At 71.5% G+C, this 21,020-nt stretch carries 18 protein-coding genes; 11 read left to right on the top strand and 7 right to left on the bottom strand.

The window, feature by feature from the left end; translation table 11 throughout:
* Positions 1 to 2: 2 nt before the first annotated feature.
* Both IO24_RS0116230 and IO24_RS0116225 read right to left on the bottom strand, forming a co-directional pair.
* On the bottom strand, positions 3 to 1,874 hold the full coding sequence (locus IO24_RS0116230) for a sialidase family protein (RefSeq protein WP_031136333.1): 1,872 nt from the start codon (positions 1,872 to 1,874) through the stop codon (positions 3 to 5).
* 141 nt (positions 1,875 to 2,015) lie between these two features.
* A complete protein-coding gene (locus IO24_RS0116225) occupies positions 2,016 to 2,933 on the bottom strand; it encodes a quinone oxidoreductase family protein (protein ID WP_031136332.1) in 918 nt (305 codons plus the stop codon).
* Positions 2,934 to 3,036: 103 nt separating this feature from the next.
* Between IO24_RS0116225 and IO24_RS0116220 the strand changes: the two genes are divergently transcribed.
* The gene (locus IO24_RS0116220; protein WP_031136331.1) at positions 3,037 to 3,474 is read left to right on the top strand and encodes a MarR family winged helix-turn-helix transcriptional regulator; all 438 of its coding nucleotides are present in this window, start codon (positions 3,037 to 3,039) and stop codon (positions 3,472 to 3,474) included.
* A gap of 90 nt (positions 3,475 to 3,564) precedes the next feature.
* Here IO24_RS0116220 and fdhD read toward each other — a convergent pair whose 3' ends face one another.
* The 5 genes from fdhD to IO24_RS0116195 are packed head-to-tail and all read right to left on the bottom strand — an operon-like array spanning position 3,565 to position 10,000.
* Positions 3,565 to 4,413, bottom strand: coding sequence for a formate dehydrogenase accessory sulfurtransferase FdhD (gene fdhD, locus IO24_RS0116215; RefSeq protein ID WP_031136329.1), 849 nt, complete (start codon positions 4,411 to 4,413; stop codon positions 3,565 to 3,567).
* Positions 4,414 to 4,420: 7 nt separating this feature from the next.
* A complete protein-coding gene (locus IO24_RS0116210; RefSeq protein WP_031136327.1) occupies positions 4,421 to 5,281 on the bottom strand; it encodes a 2Fe-2S iron-sulfur cluster-binding protein in 861 nt (286 codons plus the stop codon).
* On the bottom strand, positions 5,278 to 7,101 hold the full coding sequence (locus IO24_RS0116205) for an NAD(P)H-dependent oxidoreductase subunit E (protein ID WP_031136325.1): 1,824 nt from the start codon (positions 7,099 to 7,101) through the stop codon (positions 5,278 to 5,280). Before IO24_RS0116205 ends, IO24_RS0116210 begins: the two co-directional genes overlap by 4 nt.
* Before the next feature lie 5 nt (positions 7,102 to 7,106).
* A complete protein-coding gene (locus IO24_RS0116200; RefSeq protein ID WP_031136324.1) occupies positions 7,107 to 9,032 on the bottom strand; it encodes a molybdopterin oxidoreductase family protein in 1,926 nt (641 codons plus the stop codon).
* Entirely contained in the window at positions 9,029 to 10,000 is a 972-nt protein-coding gene (locus IO24_RS0116195) for a 2-dehydropantoate 2-reductase (protein ID WP_031136322.1), read from the bottom strand. The genes IO24_RS0116200 and IO24_RS0116195 overlap by 4 nt, the downstream gene beginning before the upstream one ends.
* 234 nt (positions 10,001 to 10,234) lie before the next feature.
* Between IO24_RS0116195 and IO24_RS0116190 the strand changes: the two genes are divergently transcribed.
* The 10 genes from IO24_RS0116190 (at position 10,235) to IO24_RS0116145 (ending at position 20,938) form a co-directional block, all read left to right on the top strand.
* A complete protein-coding gene (locus IO24_RS0116190) occupies positions 10,235 to 11,569 on the top strand; it encodes an OFA family MFS transporter (RefSeq protein WP_031136320.1) in 1,335 nt (444 codons plus the stop codon).
* Positions 11,538 to 11,678 (top strand): MFS transporter small subunit, encoded by a 141-nt coding sequence (locus IO24_RS45660; protein ID WP_167551616.1) that lies wholly within the window; start codon positions 11,538 to 11,540, stop codon positions 11,676 to 11,678. Before IO24_RS0116190 ends, IO24_RS45660 begins: the two co-directional genes overlap by 32 nt.
* Positions 11,679 to 11,827: 149 nt before the next feature.
* A complete protein-coding gene (locus tag IO24_RS0116180; protein ID WP_031136318.1) occupies positions 11,828 to 12,766 on the top strand; it encodes a beta-ketoacyl-ACP synthase III in 939 nt (312 codons plus the stop codon).
* A gap of 147 nt (positions 12,767 to 12,913) precedes the next feature.
* Positions 12,914 to 13,591 carry a GntR family transcriptional regulator gene (locus tag IO24_RS0116175; RefSeq protein ID WP_031136316.1) on the top strand — a complete coding sequence of 226 codons (678 nt, stop codon included), beginning with the start codon at positions 12,914 to 12,916 and terminating at the stop codon, positions 13,589 to 13,591.
* A gap of 201 nt (positions 13,592 to 13,792) precedes the next feature.
* Positions 13,793 to 14,974, top strand: coding sequence for an ROK family transcriptional regulator (locus tag IO24_RS0116170; protein ID WP_031136314.1), 1,182 nt, complete (start codon positions 13,793 to 13,795; stop codon positions 14,972 to 14,974).
* Positions 14,975 to 15,059: 85 nt separating this feature from the next.
* Positions 15,060 to 16,577, top strand: a complete 1,518-nt coding sequence (locus tag IO24_RS0116165; protein ID WP_031136312.1) for a sugar ABC transporter ATP-binding protein — start codon at positions 15,060 to 15,062, stop codon at positions 16,575 to 16,577.
* Complete coding sequence (locus tag IO24_RS0116160; RefSeq protein WP_031136310.1) at positions 16,574 to 17,593, top strand: ABC transporter permease; 1,020 nt, start codon at positions 16,574 to 16,576, stop codon at positions 17,591 to 17,593. The genes IO24_RS0116165 and IO24_RS0116160 overlap by 4 nt, the downstream gene beginning before the upstream one ends.
* A gap of 17 nt (positions 17,594 to 17,610) precedes the next feature.
* On the top strand, positions 17,611 to 18,657 hold the full coding sequence (locus IO24_RS0116155; RefSeq protein WP_031136309.1) for a substrate-binding domain-containing protein: 1,047 nt from the start codon (positions 17,611 to 17,613) through the stop codon (positions 18,655 to 18,657).
* A gap of 55 nt (positions 18,658 to 18,712) precedes the next feature.
* Positions 18,713 to 19,924, top strand: a complete 1,212-nt coding sequence (locus IO24_RS0116150) for a Gfo/Idh/MocA family protein (protein WP_031136307.1) — start codon at positions 18,713 to 18,715, stop codon at positions 19,922 to 19,924.
* Positions 19,925 to 19,939: 15 nt separating this feature from the next.
* Entirely contained in the window at positions 19,940 to 20,938 is a 999-nt protein-coding gene (locus IO24_RS0116145; protein ID WP_031136305.1) for a sugar phosphate isomerase/epimerase family protein, read from the top strand.
* Positions 20,939 to 21,020: the final 82 nt, after the last annotated feature.

Raw genomic sequence — 21,020 nt, 5'->3', positions numbered from 1 at the left:
CGTTAGTTGCTGCCGCTCACCTGGTCCATGGGCAGCCACAGCACCGTGCCCCGGGGAGCCGCGTCCGAGGCACCTGAGGCCAGCTCCTTGTCGCTCAGGGCCCGGTTCCACACCCGGACGTCGTCGATCGCCCCGGTGAGGAACGCCCGGCTGTCCATGCGCTGGCCGATGTGCACGCCGAACGGGGAGTTGCGACTGACCGAGCCCGGCACGTCCGCGGTGCCGAGCGCCTCGCCGTCGAGGAAGAGCGTCAGCCGCCCTCCGCCGCGGCGCAGCGCCAGATGGTGCCAACGGCCGTCGTTGTGGGCGCCGTCGGTCCAGACCGAGGCCGACCTGACGGTCGTCGCACCCGACCGGGTGGTGATCAGCCCCCGGACCCGGTCGCTCGCCGGCTCCCCGCGCAGCCAGATCTGCGGCTGGGTGGTGCCGATGCCGCCCATCCACAGGAAGGGCTGTTCGCCGGTCGTGGCCGTGTAGCGGAAGTGCAACGAGGCCGTGAAGTCCCCCTCCCCGAGCGGGAGCCGCGACCGGTAGGGCAGCCGTACGGCGTCGTCGGTGCCGTCGAAGGACAGCGCTCCGCCGCGGACGCCGGCCGTCCGCACGGCACCGCCGAGCACCGCCGCGGGCTTGGCGCCCGCCGCCGCGTCGCGCGTGGTCGGGTCGGCGCCCCGGCGCGGTGTGAGCCAGTCCTCGGTGAAGCGGGCGAAGCGGATCTCGTCGCGGGCGTCGACCGCGCCGCCCTCGTACAGCAGGCCCACCGTCGTGCCGCCCACCGCCGCCATGTCGGAGTAGCCGGACCAGTCGGTGGTGACGACCGTGCCCCGGTCCACGCTCTCCCAGGTGCGCCCGCCGTCGTAGGAGGAGCGGACCATCATCGTGCGGCGGCGGTCGGGGTCCGCCGGAGCGGACAGCAGCATCCGGTGGCCCAGGCGCAAGGTCGCGCCCTGGACCTGCGGGGTGTACAGGTCCGGGAGGCCGCGGAACGGTGCGGCGAAACTGTCGCCGCCGTCCAGGCTGAGGGTCTGGGAGCGGTGGCCCAGGTCGGTGCCGTCCTGTTCCCGGCCGCTGACGAGCAGCGCGCCGTCGGCGCGCTCGGTGAGCGTCACCTCGGACGGCTTCTGCCGGAACGTGCCGTCCTGCGCTATGGGCCAGGTGTCCGTGGCGCCGGCCCGCCAGGAGTCGCCGCCGTCGTCGCTGACGATGAGCGCGGCGTGGTTGGCGGAGACCCGGCTGCCGTTCCACGTCTCGGTGTTGACGCCGAACACGAGCCGCCCGGCGTGCTCGCCGCGGGTCAGCTGGATACCGTGCACCGGGCCGGTCGCGTACCAGGAGTTCCAGTGCTCGGGCAGGATCTCGTCGCTCAGATCGCGCGGCTCGGACCAGGTCCGGCCGTCGTCGTCGCTGTACTGCAGGTGCGGGGTGCGGTCGCAGGGGACGGTGCAGTTGCCGGCGTCCGTACGGCCGGTGTTGAACGTCTCGGCCAGCAGGATCCGGCCGGTCCTGCGGTCCACGAGGGGCACCGGGTTGCCGTGCGTGTCGCCCGCGCCCTCGGTGACGACCTGGAGCGGCCCCCAGGTGCGGCCGCCGTCGGTGGAGCGCTTGACGACGATGTCGATGTCGGCCGCGTCACCGCAGTTGAGGACGCGGCCCTCGGCGAAGGCCAGCAGGGTGCCGCTGGTGGTGCGCACGATCGCCGGGATCCGGAAGCAGGCGTAGCCCGGGTCCTGGGACGCCTTGAAGAGCACCTGCTGTTCGAACTCCGGTAAGGCCGTGACGGACTGACTGTGTGCCGGCGCGGTGGGCGCGAGCAGCGCCCCGGCGGCGAGAGCGGCTGTCAGGGTGGATCTCAGACGTGCGCGAAGACTTGACGGCATGGTGCGACCTGCCCTTCATGCGGCTGTCGGCACCGGACCACCGGAGCATGGGACAGACATCCGGTCATCCGGACATTCCACGTCCAATGTGCGGGCCACAGACGGTACTTGGGTTCACAGACCCCCCACAAGAAGCGTGCGTCAGGGGATCAGGACGACCTTGCCGAGGTTGGACCGCTCGTCGATCTCCCCGTGTGCCTTGGCCGCGTCCTCCAGGGCGAACTCCCCGTGGACGGCGGGCCTGAGCTCGCCCGCCGCGAACAGCCGCCACAGCTCCTCGCGCCACTGCTCGTACAACTCCGGCTTCCCGCGGGCGATGCGGGCCAGCTGGAACCCGATCACCGACTTGGCGCCCACGAGCAGGTCGTACGCCTGGATGATGCCGCCCCCCGAGCTGTACGCCACCAGCCGCCCCTCCGGGGCGAGTGCGGCGAGAGCCGGGGTGAGCAGCTCCCCGCCGACCGCGTCCAGGACGTAGTCGACCGGGGTGCCCCAGCCGTCGTCGCCGTACGTGATGACGTGGTCGGCGCCGAGGCCCCGGACGAAGTCGGCCTTGGCCGGGTCGGAGACGGCTCCCACGACCCGTCCGGCGCCGCGCGTGGTGGCCAGTTGCACGGCCAGCTGGCCGACGCCGCTCGCGGCCGCGGTGACCAGGGCCGCCTCGCCCGGCTGGGGCCGGGCCGCCTCCAGGGCGCCGAGGGCGACCAGGCCGCTGCGGACCAGGGCGACGGCGTCGACGGCGCTCGCGTCCCGCGGGACCGGGGAGGCCATGGCCTCGTGCAGCAGTGCGAAGTCGGCGTAGCCGTGGCCGAGGCACAGCCCGGTCACCCGGTCGCCGGTGCCGTAGCGGGTGACGCCCTCGCCGACGGCCGTGACCTCCCCGGCGATCTCGCCGCCGAGCGGGGCGGGCTCGGCCGCCTCGGTGACCTTGCGTACGACCGGAAGCGTGACGCCGATCGCCTCCGCGCGCACGAGCAGCTCTCCGGGGCCGGGCTCGGGGAGCGGCGCCTCCTCCACGAACAGGGGACCGCCTCGGGATTCGTAGCGGACGCGGCGCATCGCACCTCCGGGGTCGTTGGTGTGCCCCACGGATTCGTTGGGGAGCCCAACGGTATAGGAGGATCATAGGAAGAACCAACGATTACTTGGTTAGGCTGCGGCCATGTCGGAAGCCCCCCTGCCCGCGATCCGCTCCCTGCCCAGCTGGCTGCTCGGCCGCGCCGCCGCCCGCGGCCGCGCCCTGGTGGCCGAGGCGCTGGCCGAGGAGGACATGCGGATGTGGCACCACGTGGTGCTGTCCGCCGTCCGCGACCTCGCCCCCGTCGCCCAGGCCGATCTCGGGCGCGCGGTGCGGCTGGACCCCAAGGATCTGGTCGGCGTGCTCAACGACCTCCAGACGGCCGGTCTGGTGGTACGCGAGCCGGACGCGAGGGACCGCCGCAAGAACGCGGTGTCCCTCACCGGGGAGGGCGCCCGGCTGCTGAAGCGCTGCGAGGTGGCGGCCCGCGCCGCCAACGACGAGCTGCTCGCCCCGCTGTCGGCGGCCGAACGGGAGCGGTTCACGGACATGCTGCTGCGGATATCCGGCGTGACCGACTGAGGCCGACGTCAGGCCGAGACGGGGCCCCTGCGGCGCAGGGGGCGCTCCCCGCCGGTCGGGGCCCCGCCGCCGTGTCGCGGAGGAACCTGCTCAGCCCTGGGCGGCCGCGGCCCGCAGGGCGATACGGTCCTCACCCGCGTACACGTTCATGGAGCTGCCCCGCAGGAAGCCCACCAGCGTCAGGCCCGTCTCGGCGGCCAGGTCCACCGCCAGCGAGGACGGGGCCGACACCGCCGCCAGGACCGGAATGCCGGCCATCACGGCCTTCTGCGCCAGCTCGAAGGAGGCCCGGCCCGACACGAGCAGGACCGCCCGGGACAGCGGCAGCTCGCCGTTCTGCAGGGCGCGGCCGACCAGCTTGTCGACCGCGTTGTGCCGGCCCACGTCCTCCCGGACGTCCAGCAGCTCGCCCTCCTCGGAGAACAGGGCCGCCGCGTGCAGGCCGCCGGTCCGGTCGAAGACCCGCTGGGCCGCGCGCAGCCGGTCGGGGAGGCTCGCGAGCAGCTCGGGGGTGACCCGGACCGGGGGAGTGTCGGCGATGGGCCACCGGGCTGTGGTGCGCACCGCGTCCAGCGACGCCTTGCCGCACAGACCGCAGGAGGACGTCGTGTAGACGTTCCGTTCCAGCGTGATGTCGGGGATCACCACGTCCGGGGCCGTCTGCACGTCGACCACGTTGTACGTGTTCGACCCGTCGGCGGTGGCCCCCGCGCAGTAGACGATGTTCCGCAGGTCACGCTGCCCGCCCAGCACCCCCTCGCTCACCAGGAAGCCCGCCGCCAGCGCGAAGTCGTCGCCGGGGGTGCGCATGGTGATCGCCAGGGGCTTGCCGTTGAGCCGGATCTCCAGGGGTTCCTCGGCGACGAGCGTGTCCGGGCGGCTGGAGACCACCCCGTCCCGGATGCGGAGCACCTTGCGTCGTTCCGTGACTCGTCCCATGTCCTGATCAGCCCCGGTTCTGTACGTGCTGGTAGCCGAAGCGGCCCTTGATGCAGAGGTTGCCGTGGGTCACCGGGTTGTCGTGCGGCGAGGTGACCTTCACGATCTCATTGTCCTGCACGTGCAGCGTCAGGTTGCAGCCCACTCCGCAGTACGCGCACACCGTGGTCGTCTCCGTCTGCCGCGACTCGTCCCAGGTGCCCGCCGCGCGCATATCGAACTCGGACTTGAAGGACAGCGCGCCGGTGGGGCACACCTCGATGCAGTTCCCGCAGTACACGCACGCCGAGTCGGTCAGCGGCGCGTCGTGCTCCACGGCGATCCGGGCGTCGAAACCCCGCCCGGCGACCGAGATCGCGAAGGAGTTCTGCCACTGGTCGCCGCAGGCGTCGACGCACTTGTAGCAGAGGATGCACTTGTCGTAGTCGCGCACGTACAGGTCGTTGTCGACCTTCGGCTCCTCGTTGAGCCGCGCCGCGGCCGGGCCGAAGCGGTCCGGCTTCGCCTCGTACTCCTTGAGCCACCCGGCGACCTTCGGCGTCGTCGACAGGTCGACCGAGGACGCGAGCAGCTCCAGGACGACCTTGCGGCTGTGCCGGGCGCGTTCGGTGTCGGTGCGCACCTCCATGCCCGGCTCGGCCTTGCGGGAGCAGGCCGGGACGAGCGTCCTGGCCCCCTCGACCTCCACGACACAGACCCGGCAGGCGTTCTTCGGCCGCAGTGTGTCGCCCTCGCACAGGGTCGGGATGTCCTTCCCGGCCGCCCGGCAGGCGTCCAGGACGGTCGAGCCCTCGGGGACCCGGGCCTCCTCGCCGTCGAGGGTGAACTCCAGCATGCGGCGCGGGATCCCCAGCGGTGTGACGGTCATTCGTACGCCCCCAGACGGTCGATGGCGGATTCCACGGCGTTCCACGCGGTCTGGCCGAGACCGCAGATGGAGGCGTCCCGCATGGCGCGGCCGACCTCCCGCAGCAGCGCGATGTCCCCGGCGGCGCCGGCGCCGGTGCGCTCCACGATCCGGTGCAGCGCCTCCTCCTGCCGCACCGTCCCGACGCGGCACGGCACGCACTGCCCGCACGACTCGTCCCGGAAGAACTCCGCGATGCGCAGCAGCAGCCGTGGGAGGGGCACGGTGTCGTCGAAGGCCATGACCACTCCCGAGCCCAGTGTCGTGCCGGCCTCGCGCGTGCCCTCGAAGGTGAGCGGGATGTCCAGCTCGTCGGCGCGCACGAACCCACCGGCCGCGCCGCCGAGCAGCACCGCCCGCAGCCCGTCACGCACCCCCGCTCGCGTGAGCAGATCGCCCAGTGTCGCGCCGAACGGCAGCTCGTAGACACCAGGCCGCTCCACGGTCCCGGACACGCAGAACAGCTTGGGTCCGGTGGAACGCCGGGTGCCGATCGCCGCGTACGCCGGGGCGCCCATGGTCAGGATCGGCAGGACGTTGACCAGGGTCTCCACGTTGTTCTCGACCGTCGGCTTGCCGAACAGGCCCTTCTCCACGGGGAACGGCGGCTTCGAGCGCGGCTCGCCCCGGTACCCCTCGATGGAGTTGAACAGGGCCGTCTCCTCACCGCAGATGTAGGCGCCCGCGCCGCGCCGGATCTCGATGTCGAAGGCGTAGCCCTGCCCGAGGACGTCGTCGCCGAGCAGTCCCCGCGCGCGGGCCTGCGCGATCGCGTGCTCCAGCAGGTGCAGGGCGCGCGGGTACTCGCCGCGCAGGTAGAGGTAGCCCCGGTGTGCCCCGGTCGCGTAACCGGCGATCGTCATCGCCTCGACGAGCGCGTACGGGTCGCCCTCCATGAGCACCCGGTCCTTGAAAGTGCCCGGCTCGGACTCGTCGGCGTTGCAGACGAGGTGGTGCGGACGGTCCGGCTGGGACGCCGTGGCCTGCCACTTGCGGCCGGTGGGGAATGCGGCGCCGCCGCGCCCGACCAGGCCCGAGTCGGTGACCTCGCGGATGACCCCGGCGGGACCCAGCTCGAAGGCCCGGCGCAGGGCGGTGTAGCCGCCGTGGGCGCGGTAGTCGTCGAGGGACGCGGGGTCGACCACGCCGACGCGGTGCAGCAGCAGCAGACCGTCCTGCCCCGCCTGGGGCACCGCCAGCGCGGCCGGCGGTTCCTCGGGCGCGGAGCCGGGCGAACTCGCGGCGAGCACGGCGCCCTGGACGGTCGCCGGCGCCGAGACCGCGGTACGCACGGGGTCCCCGGCCTTGATCGCGAGGGCGGCCGGGGCCCGTTCGCACAGGCCCAGGCAGGGGCTGCGCTCGACACTCACGCCGCTGCCGAGGCCCAGCCGCTCCTCGATCCCGGCGCACAGCTCCGGCGCCCCGGCCGCCGCGCACGCCAGGTCCGTGCACACGTGGAGCACGGTCGCAGGACGCGGCCGGACGGAGAACATGGCGTAGAAGGTGGCGACCCCGTACGCCTCCGCCGGCGGCACCGTCAGCCGCCGGCACAGGTAGTCGAGGGCGCCGTCACTGATCCAGCCGACCCGGTCGTTGATCGCGTGCAGCCCCGGCAACAGCAGGTCGCGGCGGTCCCGGGCCTCGCGTCCGCCACGCGCCCACCTCAGATCGGCGTCGGAACGGTCGGCGCCCTCCCAGGAGGACTCCGGAGGCCCCAGCAGGGCGTCGACGGCCGTCCGTTCCTCGTCCGTCGGTTTGCTGTCGCCGAAGTGCAGGTCCACTTACGTCACCCCACGATGGTCGCGATGGGCAGCTTCTCGATCCGGATCGCCGACGCCTTGAACTCCGCCGTCCCCGCGATCGGGCAGTTCGCCTCGATCGTCAGCCGGTTGGTGTCCACCTCGTCCGGGAAGTGCATGGTCATGAAGGCGAGCCCCGGCCGCAGCGCGGGGTCCACCCACACCGGCGCGGTCACCGACCCGCGCCGCGAGGTCACCTGGACGTGCTCGCCGACCACGACCCCGTGGTGCTCGGCGTCCTCCGGGCTCAGCTCGATGAACTCGCCGCGCCGCAGTGGCGAGGAGTAACTCCCGCTCTGCACTCCGGTGTTGTACGAGTCGAGCCGCCGCCCGGTGGTGAGCCGGATCGGATACCGCTCGTCGGTGAGGTCCACGGGCGGGTCGTGCCGCACGATCCCGAACGGAGCGAGCGGGCCGCGCCTGACGGGGTCGGTCTCCCACAACCGGCCGTGCAGATAGGTGGGTTCGATCCCGTCCGTGCTCGGGCAGGGCCACTGGATGCCCTGGTGCTCCTCCAGACGCTCGTACGTCATGCCGTAGTGGTCGGGCGAGACGGCCCTCAGCTCGTTCCACACGGTCTCGGCGTCGGCGTACTTCCAGTCGTGGCCGAGGCGGGCCGCGAGGTCGCAGAGGATGTCGATGTCCTCGCGGGCCTCGCCGGGCGGGGTGACGGCCTTGCGGACGCGCTGGACCCGCCGCTCGCTGTTGGTGGTGGTGCCGTCGGTCTCCGCCCAGCCGGCCGTGGCGGGCAGGACGACGTCCGCGAGCTCGGCGGTCTTCGTCAGGAAGATGTCCTGCACGACCAGGAAGTCGAGCGACGTCAGCCGCCGTACGGCCTGCTCGCTGTCGGCCTCGGACTGGGCCGGGTTCTCGCCGATGCAGTACACGGCCTTGAGCGTGCCGTCCTCCATGGCCTCGAACATCTCCGTGAGGTTCAGGCCGTAGTGCGGCTGGATCACGGTGTCCCAGGCCGACTCGAACTTCAGACGGACGCTCGCGTCCAGGATGTCCTGGAAGCCGGGCAGCCGGTTGGGGATCGCGCCCATGTCACCGCCGCCCTGCACATTGTTCTGCCCGCGCAGGGGTTGCAGGCCGGAGCCGTAGCGGCCGACGTGCCCGGTGAGCAGGGACAGGTTGATCAGGGCGCGGACGTTGTCGGTGCCGTTGTGGTGCTCGGTGATGCCCAGGGTCCAGCACAACTGGGCCCGTTCGGCACGGGCGTAGGCGTGCGCCAGCTCGCGGATCGCCGCGGCCGGTACGCCCGTCACCTTCTCGGCGAGCGACAGCGTCCACGGCTCGACCAGGGCCCTGTACTCCTCGAAACCGCTGGTCGCCCGCTCGATGAACGCCTCGTTCGCGAGCCCCGCGTGGATGATCTCGCGGCCGATCGCGTGCGCCATCGGGATGTCCGTGCCGACGTTCAGCCCCATCCAGCTCTCCGCCCACTCGGCGGTCGAGGTCCGGCGCGGATCGACCGCGTACATCCGGGCGCCGTTCCTGATCCCCTTCAGCACGTGCTGGAAGAAGATCGGGTGCGCGAACCGGGCGTTGGAACCCCACATCACGATGACGTCGGTGTGCTCGATCTCCTCGTACGACGACGTCCCGCCGCCGGAGCCGAACGCCGCCGACAGGCCCGCCACGCTCGGGGCGTGACAGGTGCGGTTGCAGGAGTCGACGTTGTTGGTGCCCATGACGACCCGGGCGAACTTCTGCGCCACGTAGTTCATCTCGTTGGTGGCGCGGGCGCAGCTGAACATGCCGAAGGCGTCGCGGTTGCGTCCGAGGCCCTGGGCGGCCCGGTCCAGGGCCTCCTCCCAGGTGGCCTGCCGGAAGGGCTCGTCGCGGGAGTCCCGGACGAGCGGGTGGGTGAGCCGGGCGTAGGTCTTGGGGGTCCGGTCGCGTTTGCTCATGCGGCGCTCCTCAGCGCGAGCAGGTCCGAGATGGCGTGCACGGTGCGCAGGGTGGGCACCTCCACGCCGGTGATCTCCGCCAGTTCGACGACCGCTGCGAGCAGCACGTCGAGTTCGAGCGGCTTGCCGCGCTCCAGGTCCTGGAGCGTGGAGGTGCGGTGGTCGCCGACCCGCTCGGCCCCCGCGAGCCGGCGCTCGATGGAGACGCCGACCTCGCAGCCGAGGGCCTGGGCGACCGACAGCGTCTCGGCCATCATGATCTCGATGACCTTGCGGGTGCCGCCGTGCAGGCACATCTGCCGCATGGTGGCGCGGGCCAGCGCGCTGATCGGGTTGAAGGAGATGTTGCCGAGCAGCTTGACCCAGATGTCGCTCCGCAGGTCCGGTTCGACCGGGCACTTCAGTCCGCCCGCCTGCATGGCCTCGCTGAAGGCGAGACAGCGGGCGGAGCGGCTGCGGTCGGGCTCGCCGATGGAGAACCGCGTGCCCTCCAAGTGCCGGACCACTCCCGGCTGTTCGAGCTCGGTCGCCGCATAGACGACGCATCCGATGGCCCGTTCGGGCGCGAGCACCGCACTGACCGCGCCGTGCGGGTCGACACTCTCGACACGGTGGCCGTCGTACGGGCCGCCGTGCCGGTGGAAGTACCACCAGGGGATGCCGTTCTGGGCCGCGACGACCGAGGTCGTCTCGTGCAGCAGGGGCGCGATCAGCGGCCCGCACGCCGCGTACGCGTTGGCCTTCAGGCCCAGGAAGACATGGTCGGCCGGACCGACTTCGGCCGGGTCGTCGGTGGCGTGGGGGTGCGCGGTGAAGTCGCCGCGTGGGCTGCGCACCCGGACTCCGTGCTGCCTCATGGCCGCCAGATGCGGTCCACGGGCGATGAGATGCACCTCGGCACCCGCGCGGTGGAGCGCGGCGCCGACGTAGGCGCCGATGGCACCGGCGCCGAGAACTGCGACTTTCACGGGAACACTCCGTTCGGTTTGAGGGATACCGCGGAGGTGGCTGCCGGCCGGCCGCCCACGGGCCGCGTATGGCTCGCGGACGGCTTGTGTCGACGAAATATTGTCTACAGTATGGAGGTTGGGGCGGCAAGGGTCTGGGCGCCGACCGTTCGGCGCATGCTGAATACCGCTCACCGCATACGGTCGACGCGCCGCCTTCTCAACTTCCGTGCGGATCCCTACCGTCCGGGGTTCATGAGTCCCCCAGTCGCGCCCCCGGGCTGGAGCCGCTGGCTCGTTCCGCCCGCCGCTCTCTCCGTCCACCTCTCCATCGGCCAGGCCTACGCCTGGAGCGTGTTCAAGCCGCCCCTGGAGTCCGCGCTCGGTCTCAGCGGCACACAGAGCGCGCTGCCCTTCCAGCTGGGCATCGTCATGCTGGGCCTGTCCGCCGCGTTCGGCGGCACGCTCGTGGAGCGCAAGGGCCCGCGCTGGGCCATGACCGTCGCCCTGATCTGCTTCTCCTCCGGCTTCCTGCTCTCCGCGCTGGGCGCGTCCCTGGAGCAGTACTGGCTGATCGTCTTCGGCTACGGCTTCGTCGGCGGCATCGGCCTCGGCATCGGATACATATCGCCCGTCTCCACGCTGATCAAGTGGTTCCCGGACCGGCCCGGCATGGCCACCGGCATCGCCATCATGGGCTTCGGCGGCGGGGCGCTCATCGCCTCACCGTGGTCGTCCCAGATGCTGGAGTCGTTCGGGAGCGACAGCTCCGGCATCGCGCTCGCCTTCCTCGTGCACGGACTGTCGTACGCCGTCTTCATGCTCCTGGGCGTGCTCTTGGTCCGGGTTCCGCGTCATGCCCCAGAGGCCCGGGGAACTGCGCGACAAGCCCCCGCCGGCCCGCAGGTCTCCGCGAACCGGGCCATCCGCACCCCGCAGTTCTGGCTCCTGTGGATCGTGCTCTGCATGAACGTCACCGCCGGCATCGGCATCCTGGAGAAGGCCGCGCCGATGATCACGGACTTCTTCGCGGACACCTCCACCCCCGTGTCGGTGACGGCCGCCGCCGGCTTCGTCGCGCTGCTGTCCGCGGCGAACATGGCGGGCCGCATCGGCTGGTCGTCGACGTCCGACCTCATCGGCCGCAAGAACATCTACCGCGTCTACCTGGGCGTCGGTGCGCTGATGTACGCGCTCATCGCCCTGTTCGGCGACTCCTCCAAGCCGCTGTTCATCCTGAGCGCACTGGTCATCCTCTCCTTCTATGGCGGTGGTTTCGCCACGGTTCCGGCCTATTTGAAGGATTTGTTCGGTACGTACCAGGTCGGTGCCATCCACGGACGGCTGCTCACCGCCTGGTCCACGGCCGGGGTGCTCGGCCCGCTGATCGTGAACTGGATCGCCGACCGCCAGGAGGAGGCGGGCCGGCACGGCGCGTCCCTGTACGGGCTGTCGTTCGTCATCATGATCGGGCTGCTCGTCGTCGGCTTCGTCGCCAACGAACTGATCCGGCCCGTCGACCCCCGCCACCACGTCCCCGCCCCGAAGGAGGCCGCCCATGTCCGGCGACAGCGCTCAGAGTCCGCCTAGCCCGGACCGGCGGTGGCTGATCGCCTTCGCCTGGGTGTGGGTGGGCGTACCGCTCGCCTACGGGCTGTACGAACTGGTGCGCAAGGCGACGCAGCTGTTCACCGGCTAGGAGTTCGACAGGTGCCCGGGAGCCCGAGGTGCTGACCGAAGCTGACAACCCCGGGGCCTGTTTCCTGTCACCTTGGCTGCCGTCGTACCCGTGAGTCACTGATCAGACTGGAGGATCCGCTACCCAAGGCAACGAGGGGGATCCACCCAATGAACGGCTCGCGCATCGCCGCCGTCGGCCACTACCAGCCCGCCAAGGTGCTCACCAACGAGGACCTGGCGGGCCTGGTGGACACCAGTGACGAGTGGATCAGGAGCCGGGTGGGCATCCGCACGCGCCACATCGCCGGACCGGACGAACCGGTCGACGAACTGGCCGCCCACGCCGCCGCCAAGGCCCTCGCGGCCGCCGGACTGACCCCGGCGGACATCGACCTGGTGCTGGTCGCCACCTCCACCGCCGTCGACCGCTCACCCAACACGGCCGCCCGGGTCGCGGCCCGCCTGGGCATCCCGCAGGCCGCCACCATGGACCTCAACGTCGTGTGCGCCGGCTTCACCCACGCCCTGGCCACCGCCGACCACGCCGTCCGCGCGGGGGGCGCGAGCCGGGTGCTGGTCATCGGGGCCGACAAGATGTCCGACGTGACCGACTGGAGCGACCGCAGTACGTGCGTGCTCGTCGGCGACGGGGCGGGGGCCGCGGTGGTCGAGGCCGCCGACGAGCCGGCGATCGGGCCGGTGCTGTGGGGCTCGGTGCCCGAGATGGGCAACGCGGTGCGCATCGAGGGCACCCCGCCGCGCTTCGCCCAGGAGGGCCAGAGCGTCTACCGCTGGGCCACCACGCAGCTGCCGGCCATCGCGCGCCGGGCCTGCGAGCGTGCCGGGCTGGAACCGGCCGACCTCGCCGGAGTCGTGCTGCACCAGGCGAACCTGCGCATCATCGAGCCCCTCGCGGAGAAGATCGGCGCCGTCAACGCGGTCGTCGCGCGCGATGTCACCGAGTCCGGCAACACCTCGGCCGCGAGCATCCCGCTGGCCTTCTCCAAGCTCGTCGAGCAGGGGGCCCTCGTCACGGGCGACCCGGTGCTGCTGTTCGGCTTCGGCGGGAACCTGTCGTACGCGGGGCAGGTCGTGCGCTGCCCGTGAGGGCCAGGGCGGTGTGACGCGGTCAACTCCCCGAACCCCTGGCTCTTGTGCGCCGTAGACTGTAGACGAAAGACAATCGATACTGGCTCTGCGGCGGCACCGGCTCGCGCCGCACCGTGCACGGCCCTGCCGAGGAGGGGGACCGCGATGCTGTCGACAGGCCTGCCCCAGGGGGCGGTACCCAAGCTGGAACGCCCGGGTCCGCTGCGTGACCGTGTCTACGAGGCGCTGCTCGAACTCATCACCACCCGTGCGCTGCAGCCCGGCCAGCATCTCGTCGAGAGCGAACTCGCCGGGCATCTCGGAGTCTCCCGGCAGCCGGTGCGCGAGGCGCTGCAGCGGCTCAACACCGAGGGGTGGGTCGATCTGCGGCCCGCTCAGGGCGCGTTCGTGCACGAGCCGACGGAGGAGGAGGCCGACCAGCTCCTCACGGTCCGTACGCTCCTGGAGGCCGAGGCGGCCCGCCTCGCGGCGGCCAACGCGAACAGCGCGGGTATCGCCGCCCTGGAAGCGCTGTGCGCGGAGGGTGAGAAGGCCGTCGAGGCCGACGACGTGGACGGGGCCGTCGCCATGAACGCCCGCTTCCACGCCAAGGTCATGGAGCTCGCCGGCAACGCGGTCCTCGCCGAACTCGCCGCCCAGGTCGACCGGCGTGTGCGCTGGTACTACACGCCGGTGGCCCGCCAACGGGGCCACCAGTCCTGGATCGAGCACCGCGAACTGATCGCCGCGATCGCCGGCCGGGACGAACAGCGCGCCACCCAGCTGATGCGCGACCACACGGAACACACGCGCCGGTCGTACCACGCGCGTTCCCGCTCGTAGCGCCGCCTCGCCCGTCCTGCGAGGCAAGGCACCCGTCACCGCTTCTTTGTCCTGTGAGTGGAAAAAGTAGAGGGCAATTCCTGCGCGACTTCTTCCCACCTCCGGCAGCCGCTGCTACGTTCCCTCCGAAAGCAAGCCACCGAGGTGGCGGAAAACCGGCGCGCACAGGCCGATCGAGGCGGGGAGGGGCTCGTGAGACGCATGACCGCACGACCCGCGAACGCCCATCAGGCCCGCCTCCTCAAGCTGTTGCGTGACGGCGGGCCCAACTCCCGTGCCCAGCTGGGCGACCAGGTCGACCTCTCGCGGTCCAAGCTGGCCGTGGAGGTGGACCGGCTGCTGGAGACGGGCCTGGTCGTGGCCGACGGACTCGCCGCCTCGCGCGGTGGCCGTCGTTCCCACAACGTCCGGCTCAACCCCGAACTGCGTTTCCTCGGCGTCGACATCGGCGCGACCTCGATCGACGTCGCCGTCACCAACGCCGAACTGGAGACCCTCGGGCACCTCAACCAGCCCATGGACGTGCGCGAAGGCCCCGTCGCGGTCTTCGAGCAGGTCCTCGCCATGGCCGCGAAACTGAGGGCCTCCGGGCTCGCGGAAGGGTTCGACGGCGCCGGCATCGGCGTCCCGGGCCCGGTCCGCTTCCCCGAGGGCATCCCGGTGGCACCGCCGATCATGCCCGGCTGGGACGGCTTCCCCGTGCGGGAGGCGCTCAGCCAGGAACTCGGCTGCCCCGTCATGGTCGACAACGACGTGAACCTCATGGCGATGGGGGAGCAGCACGCGGGCGTCGCCCGCACCGTCGCCGACTTCCTCTGCGTCAAGATCGGCACCGGCATCGGCTGTGGCATCGTCGTCGGCGGTGAGGTCTACCGCGGTACGACGGGCAGCGCCGGCGACATCGGGCACATCCAGGCCGTCCCCGACGGCCGCCCGTGCGCCTGCGGCAACCGGGGCTGCCTGGAGGCCCACTTCAGCGGGGCGGCCCTCGCCCGCGACGCCGTGGAGGCCGCCCAGCAGGGGCTCTCGGCCGAACTGGCCTCACGGCTGGAGACGAACGGCGGCCTCACCGCCGTCGACGTCGCCGCCGCGGCCGCCGCCGGCGACGCCACCGCCCTCGAGCTGATCCGCGAGGGCGGCAACCGCACCGGCCAGGTCATCGCCGGCCTGGTCAGCTTCTTCAACCCGGGCCTGGTGGTGATCGGCGGCGGGGTGACCGGCCTCGGCCACACTCTGCTCGCCGCGATCCGCACCCAGGTCTATCGCCAGTCGCTGCCACTGGCGACCGGCAACCTGCCCATCGTCCTGGGCGAGTTGGGCCCCACCGCCGGAGTCATCGGCGCGGCCCGGCTCATCAGCGACCACCTGTTCTCACCCGCGTAAGCACTCGGTCCAGTACGGCGTACCAGCACCGCGCCCTGCTTTGCCCTGCCCTGAAACCGGCCCGCACGCCCGCCAAGGGGACCTCATGGCATCAGAACCACCGCTGCTCAGCATGTCCGGCATCACCAAGTCGTTCCCCGGAGTCCGGGCCCTCGACGCCGTCGACCTCGACGTCCAGGCCGGCGAGGTGCACTGCCTGCTCGGCCAGAACGGGGCCGGCAAGTCCACCCTCATCAAGGTGCTCGCCGGCGCCCACCAGCCCGACACCGGCCGCCTCCGCTGGCGCGGCGACGAGGTCACCCTCCGCTCGCCGATCGCCGCCATGCGCCTCGGCATCGCCACCATCTACCAGGAACTCGACCTCGTGGAGCACCTGTCGGTCGCCGAGAACGTCCACCTCGGGCATGAGCCGACCACCGCCGGCTTCGTCGTACGGGGAAAGGCCGCCAGGTCCTCAACAGCCGCACTGCTGAAGCGGCTTGGACATGCGGAGATCGATCCGGCCCGGCTCGTGGGGGAGCTGTCGGCGGCCCAGCAGCAGATCGTGTCCATGGCGCGGGCGCTCTCCCACGACGTACGGCTCATCGTGATGGACGAACCGTCCGCCGCCCTCGACCCGGACGAGGTCGACAACCTCTTCCGCATCGTCGGCGACCTCACCGCCGCCGGAGTCGCCGTCGTCTACATCTCGCACCGTCTGGAGGAGATCCGCCGCATCGGCGACCGGGTGACGGTGCTGAAGGACGGACGGGCCGTCGCGAACGGGCTTCCCGCGAAGTCGACCCCGACCCGCGAGGTCGTCGCGCTGATGACCGGTCGCAACGTCGAGTACGTCTTCCCGGACCGGCCCGTCTCCCCGCCCCCCGGCGAGCCCGTGCTGAAGGTACAAGGACTGTCCAGGAAAGGAGAGTTCGAGCCCTTCGACCTGGAGGTGCGGCCGGGTGAGATCGTCGGGCTCGCGGGCCTGGTGGGCTCGGGCCGCTCCGAGATCCTGGAGACCGTCTACGGCGCCCGCAAACCGACGACCGGTCACGTACGGGTCGACGGCGAGGCGCTGAAGCCGGGCAGCGTACGGGCCGCCGTCCGGGCCGGACTCGGGCTCGCCCCCGAGGAACGCAAGGCGCAGGCCCTGCTGATGCTGGAGTCCGTCACCCGCAACGTGTCGGTCTCCTCCATGTCCCGCTTCGCGCGCGGCGGCTGGATCGACCGGGGCGCCGAACTCGGCGCCGCCCGGGCCGCGACCCGCGAGCTGTCGCTGAGGCCCGACAACCCGTCCGTGCCCGTGCGCACCCTGTCCGGCGGCAACCAGCAGAAGGCCGTCCTGGCCCGCTGGCTGCTGCGCGGCTGCAAGGTGCTGCTGCTCGACGAACCCACCCGCGGCGTCGACGTCGGCGCCCGCGCCGAGCTCTACGCGGTCATCCGCCGCCTCGCCGACGAGGGCCTCGCCGTGCTGCTGGTCTCCAGTGAGGTGCCCGAGGTGCTCGGCCTCGCCGACCGTGTCCTGGTGCTGCGCGAAGGGCGTGTCGTCCACACGGCGCCCGCGCGCGAACTCGACGAACACCGCGTACTCGACCTGGTCATGGAAGGAAGCCCGGCGTCATGACGCAGCCCGTCTCCCCGCCGCGGGACAGCAGCACCGACAAGGTGCCCCCGGCCCGGCCCCCCGCCTGGCGCGGCACGCTGATCCGCGCCGACGTCCGCACCCTGTCCCTGCTCGGCGTGCTCGCCGCGCTGATCCTCATCGGCGGCATCACCAAACCCGACGAGTTCCTCGACACCCGCAACCTCCAACTCGTCCTCACCCAGGCGTCCGTGATCGGCGTCGTCACCGTCGGCATGACCTTCGTCATCGTCTCCGGCGGCATCGACCTGTCGATCGGCGCGATCGTGGCCCTCGCCTCCGTGTGGGCCACCACCGTCGCCACCCAGGAGTACGGCTTCGCCGGCATCCTCTTCACGGCGATGGTCGTCGGAGTCGGCTGCGGTCTGGTCAACGGGGTGCTCATCGCCTACGGCGCGATGGTTCCGTTCATCGCCACCCTCGCCATGCTGGCCTCCGCCCGCGGCCTCGCCCTGCAGATCACCGACGGCAAGACGCAGATCGTCACCGTGCCGTCCGTCCTCGACCTGGGGGAGCGCGACGCCTACGTCCTCGGCATCCCGCCGCTGGTCATGGTGTTCGCCGTCGTCACCGTCATCGGCTGGCTGGTCCTCAACCGCACCACCTTCGGACGCCGCACGGTCGCCGTCGGCGGCAACCCGGAGGCCGCCCGGCTCGCCGGCATCGACGTCCGCCGCCAGCGGCTCTACCTCTACCTGCTGTCCGGGCTGTGCTGCGGCATCGCCGCCTTCCTGCTGATCATCCTGTCCGGCTCCGGCCAGAACACCAACGGCAACCTCTACGAACTCGACGCCATCGCCGCCGCGATCATCGGCGGCACCCTCCTCACCGGCGGCCGGGGCACCATCACCGGCTCGGTGCTCGGCGTCCTGATCTTCACCACGATCACCAACATCTTCGCCCTGAACAACCTGCAGAGCGACGTCCAGCAGATCGCCAAGGGCGCGATCATCGTCGCCGCCGTGCTGGTCCAGCGCCGTACCGCGAGCACGACCTGAGGAAAGGGTTCACCGCCATGCCAGAGAACACGAGCCGCAGAGGGCTGCTCTTCGGGGCCGCCGCCGTCTCCGCCGGTGCCCTCCTCACGGGGTGCACCAGCAATGAGCCGTCCGACTCCAAGGACGAGCCGGCCGCCAACGACCAGCCGGCCGCCGACGACAAGCCCGGCAAGCAGGTCACCATCGGCTTCGCCGGACCGCAGGCGGACCACGGCTGGCTCAACGCCATCAACGACAACGCCAAGAGCCGCGCCGAGAAGTACTCCGACGTCACCCTGGAGATCACCGAGGGCTCCAACGACACCGCTCAGCAGATCGGCCAGATCGAGACCCTCATCAACAAGAAGGTCGACGTCCTGGTCGTGCTCCCGGCGGACGGCAAGGCCCTCACCCAGGTCGGGCTGAAGGCCATGCGCGCCGGCATCCCGGTCGTCAACCTCGACCGCATCTTCAACACCCCGCAGGCCTACCGCTGCTGGATCGGCGGCGACAACTACGGCATGGGCCTCAGCGCCGGGCACTACATCGGCGAGAAACTCAAGGGCAAGTCGGGCGCCCGCGTCATCGAACTGGCCGGCCTGGACAACCTGGAACTCACCAAGCAGCGCACCCAGGGCTTCGACGACGCCCTGAAGAACTACCCCGACATCAAGAAGGTCGCCCGGCAGGCCGCCGACTTCACCGTCGAGTCCGGGCAGGCCAAGATGGCCCAGCTGCTCCAGGCCCAGTCGAAGTTCGACGCACTGTGGAACCACGACGACGACCAGGGTGTCGGTGCGCTGCGCGCCATCGAGCAGGCCGGGCGCGACGACTTCCTGATGGTCGGCGGCGCCGGCGCGCTCTCCGCGTTCCAGGCCATCAAGCAGGACGACGGCGTACTCAAGGCGACCGTGCTGTACCCGCCGACCATGGCCGCCTCCGCGATCGACCTCGCCCGCGCCCTCGGCCAGAGCAAGGGCATCGGCGGCCTCGCCGAGTTCGAGATCCCGTCGTCGCTCACGCTCTACTCGGCCGTCGTCGACAAGACCAACGTCGACCAGTACATGTCCACCGGCTTCAAGTGAGCCACCCCGCACCCCCCACGTGCGCCACCCCGACCAGGACGAGGAGGACACCCGTATGGGACAGCCGCAAGCGCAGTCAGATGGGACCGAGGCAGGCAAACCACCCCTGCGCGTGGGGATGGTGGGCTACGCCTTCATGGGCGCCGCGCACTCCCAGGGCTGGCGCACCGCGGGCCGCGTCTTCGACCTGCCGCTGAACCCCGTGCAGGCCGTGATCTGCGGCCGGGACGCCGCCGCCGTCCGCGCGGCGGCCGACCGGCACGGCTGGGCCTCCACCGAGACCGACTGGCGGGCCCTCGTCGAACGGGACGACGTCGACCTCGTCGACATCTGCACCCCCGGCGACAGCCACGCCGAGATCGCGCTCGCCGCCCTGGCCGCCGGCAAGCACGTGCTGTGCGAGAAGCCGCTGGCCAACACCGTCGAGGAGGCCACCTCGATGGCCCGGGCGGCCGAAGCGGCCCACGCGCGCGGCCAGATGGCCATGGTCGGCTTCAACTACCGCCGGGTGCCGGCCACCGCCCAGGCCCGCCGGATGGTCGCCGAGGGCCGCCTGGGCAGGCTGCGGCACGTCCGCGTGACGTACCTCCAGGACTGGCTGGTCGACCCCGGCTTCCCGCTGACCTGGCGGCTGCGCAAGGAGCAGGCCGGCTCGGGCTCGCTCGGCGACCTGGGCGCGCACATCATCGACCTCGCGCAGTACCTGGTGGGGGAGCCGCTGGCCGGCGTCTCCGCGCTGACGGAGACCTTCGTACGGCAGCGGCCTCTGCCCACCGGCGCCACGAGCGGACTGTCCGCCGTCTCGGCCGCCGGCACGGGGGAGGTCACGGTGGACGACGCGGCCCTGTTCACGGCCCGCTTCCCCTCCGGCGCGATCGCCTCCTTCGAGGCCACCCGCTACGCCACCGGACGCAAGAACGCCCTGCGCATCGAACTCAACGGCGAGCGCGGCTCGCTCGCCTTCGACCTGGAGCGGCTCAACGAGCTGTCCTTCCACGACGGCACCGAGCCGGGCACGGAGGCGGGCTTCCGCCGCATCCTCGTCACCGAAGCAGACCACCCCTACCTGGAGGCGTGGTGGCCGCCGGGCCACGGCCTCGGCTACGAGCACACCTTCGTCCACCAGGCCCGCGACCTCGTCCACGCCATCGCCGAGGGCCGCCGCCCCGAACCCTCCTTCACCGACGGGCTCCAGGTGCAGCGGGTGCTCGCCGCGGTGGAGGAGAGCGCCGAGAAGAACTCCGTCTACACGCCGATCGCGGTCTGAGGAGGCTCGTTTTCGATGCCGCGCACTTTCACGCTCTTCACCGGCCAGTGGGCGGACCTGCCCCTGGAGGAGGTCTGCCGCCTGGCCCGGGACTTCGGCTACGACGGCCTGGAACTCGCCTGCTGGGGCGATCACTTCGAAGTCGACAAGGCCCTCGCCGATCCGTCGTACCTGGACGGCCGCCGGGCCCTTCTCGACAAGTACGGCCTGAAGTGCTGGGCCATCTCCAACCACCTGACCGGCCAGGCCGTCTGCGACGCCATCATCGACGAGCGCCACCAGGCCATCGTGCCGGCGCAGGTGTGGGGCGACGGAGACCCGGAAGGAGTCCGGCAGCGCGCCGCGGACCGTATGAAGGACACCGCCCGCGCCGCAGCCGCCTTCGGTGTCGACACCGTCATCGGCTTCACCGGCTCGGCCATCTGGCACCTGGTCGCCATGTTCCCGCCCGCCCCCGAGGCGATGATCGAGCGGGGCTACCAGGACTTCGCCGACCGCTGGAACCCGATCCTGGACGTCTTCGACGCCGAGGGCGTGCGGTTCGCGCACGAGGTCCACCCCAGCGAGATCGCCTACGACTACTGGACCACTCAGCGGGCCCTCGAAGCCGTCGGCCGGCGCCCCGCGTTCGGCCTCAACTTCGACCCCAGTCACTTCGTGTGGCAGGACCTCGACCCGGTCGGCTTCCTCTGGGACTTCCGCGACCGGATCTACCACGTTGACTGCAAGGAGGCCCGCAAGCGCCTCGACGGACGCAACGGCCGGCTCGGCTCCCACCTGCCCTGGGGTGACCCGCGGCGCGGCTGGGACTTCGTCTCCGCCGGGCACGGTGACGTCCCCTGGGAGGACGTCTTCCGGATGCTGCGCTCCATCGACTACCAGGGCCCGGTCTCCGTCGAGTGGGAGGACGCCGGCATGGACCGCCTCCAGGGCGCGCCCGAGGCGCTGACGCGGCTGAAGGCCTTCGACTTCGATCCGCCCAGCGCGTCGTTCGACGCCGCGTTCAACAGCTGAACCAGGCACCCCGAGCAGGTCGGGGGCGGGGATCGGTACCATCGCCGGTCCCCTCTCCGACCTGCACGAATCCCGCTTTGTC

The organism is Streptomyces flavovariabilis, assembly GCF_000725785.1.
Classification (GTDB): Bacteria; Actinomycetota; Actinomycetes; order Streptomycetales; family Streptomycetaceae; genus Streptomyces; species Streptomyces hawaiiensis.
This window is presented reverse-complemented; position numbering and strand designations above follow the sequence as displayed.

Coding starts and splice junctions, on each gene's coding strand:
- IO24_RS0116230 (WP_031136333.1), bottom strand. CDS start 1,874: ATGCCGTCAAGTCTTCGCGCACGTCTGAGATCCACCCTGACAGCCGCT.
- IO24_RS0116225 (WP_031136332.1), bottom strand. CDS start 2,933: ATGCGCCGCGTCCGCTACGAATCCCGAGGCGGTCCCCTGTTCGTGGAG.
- IO24_RS0116220 (WP_031136331.1), top strand. CDS start 3,037: ATGTCGGAAGCCCCCCTGCCCGCGATCCGCTCCCTGCCCAGCTGGCTG.
- fdhD (WP_031136329.1), bottom strand. CDS start 4,413: ATGGGACGAGTCACGGAACGACGCAAGGTGCTCCGCATCCGGGACGGG.
- IO24_RS0116210 (WP_031136327.1), bottom strand. CDS start 5,281: ATGACCGTCACACCGCTGGGGATCCCGCGCCGCATGCTGGAGTTCACC.
- IO24_RS0116200 (WP_031136324.1), bottom strand. CDS start 9,032: ATGAGCAAACGCGACCGGACCCCCAAGACCTACGCCCGGCTCACCCAC.
- IO24_RS0116190 (WP_031136320.1), top strand. CDS start 10,235: ATGAGTCCCCCAGTCGCGCCCCCGGGCTGGAGCCGCTGGCTCGTTCCG.
- IO24_RS45660 (WP_167551616.1), top strand. CDS start 11,538: ATGTCCGGCGACAGCGCTCAGAGTCCGCCTAGCCCGGACCGGCGGTGG.
- IO24_RS0116180 (WP_031136318.1), top strand. CDS start 11,828: ATGAACGGCTCGCGCATCGCCGCCGTCGGCCACTACCAGCCCGCCAAG.
- IO24_RS0116175 (WP_031136316.1), top strand. CDS start 12,914: ATGCTGTCGACAGGCCTGCCCCAGGGGGCGGTACCCAAGCTGGAACGC.
- IO24_RS0116170 (WP_031136314.1), top strand. CDS start 13,793: ATGACCGCACGACCCGCGAACGCCCATCAGGCCCGCCTCCTCAAGCTG.
- IO24_RS0116165 (WP_031136312.1), top strand. CDS start 15,060: ATGGCATCAGAACCACCGCTGCTCAGCATGTCCGGCATCACCAAGTCG.
- IO24_RS0116160 (WP_031136310.1), top strand. CDS start 16,574: ATGACGCAGCCCGTCTCCCCGCCGCGGGACAGCAGCACCGACAAGGTG.
- IO24_RS0116155 (WP_031136309.1), top strand. CDS start 17,611: ATGCCAGAGAACACGAGCCGCAGAGGGCTGCTCTTCGGGGCCGCCGCC.
- IO24_RS0116150 (WP_031136307.1), top strand. CDS start 18,713: ATGGGACAGCCGCAAGCGCAGTCAGATGGGACCGAGGCAGGCAAACCA.
- IO24_RS0116145 (WP_031136305.1), top strand. CDS start 19,940: ATGCCGCGCACTTTCACGCTCTTCACCGGCCAGTGGGCGGACCTGCCC.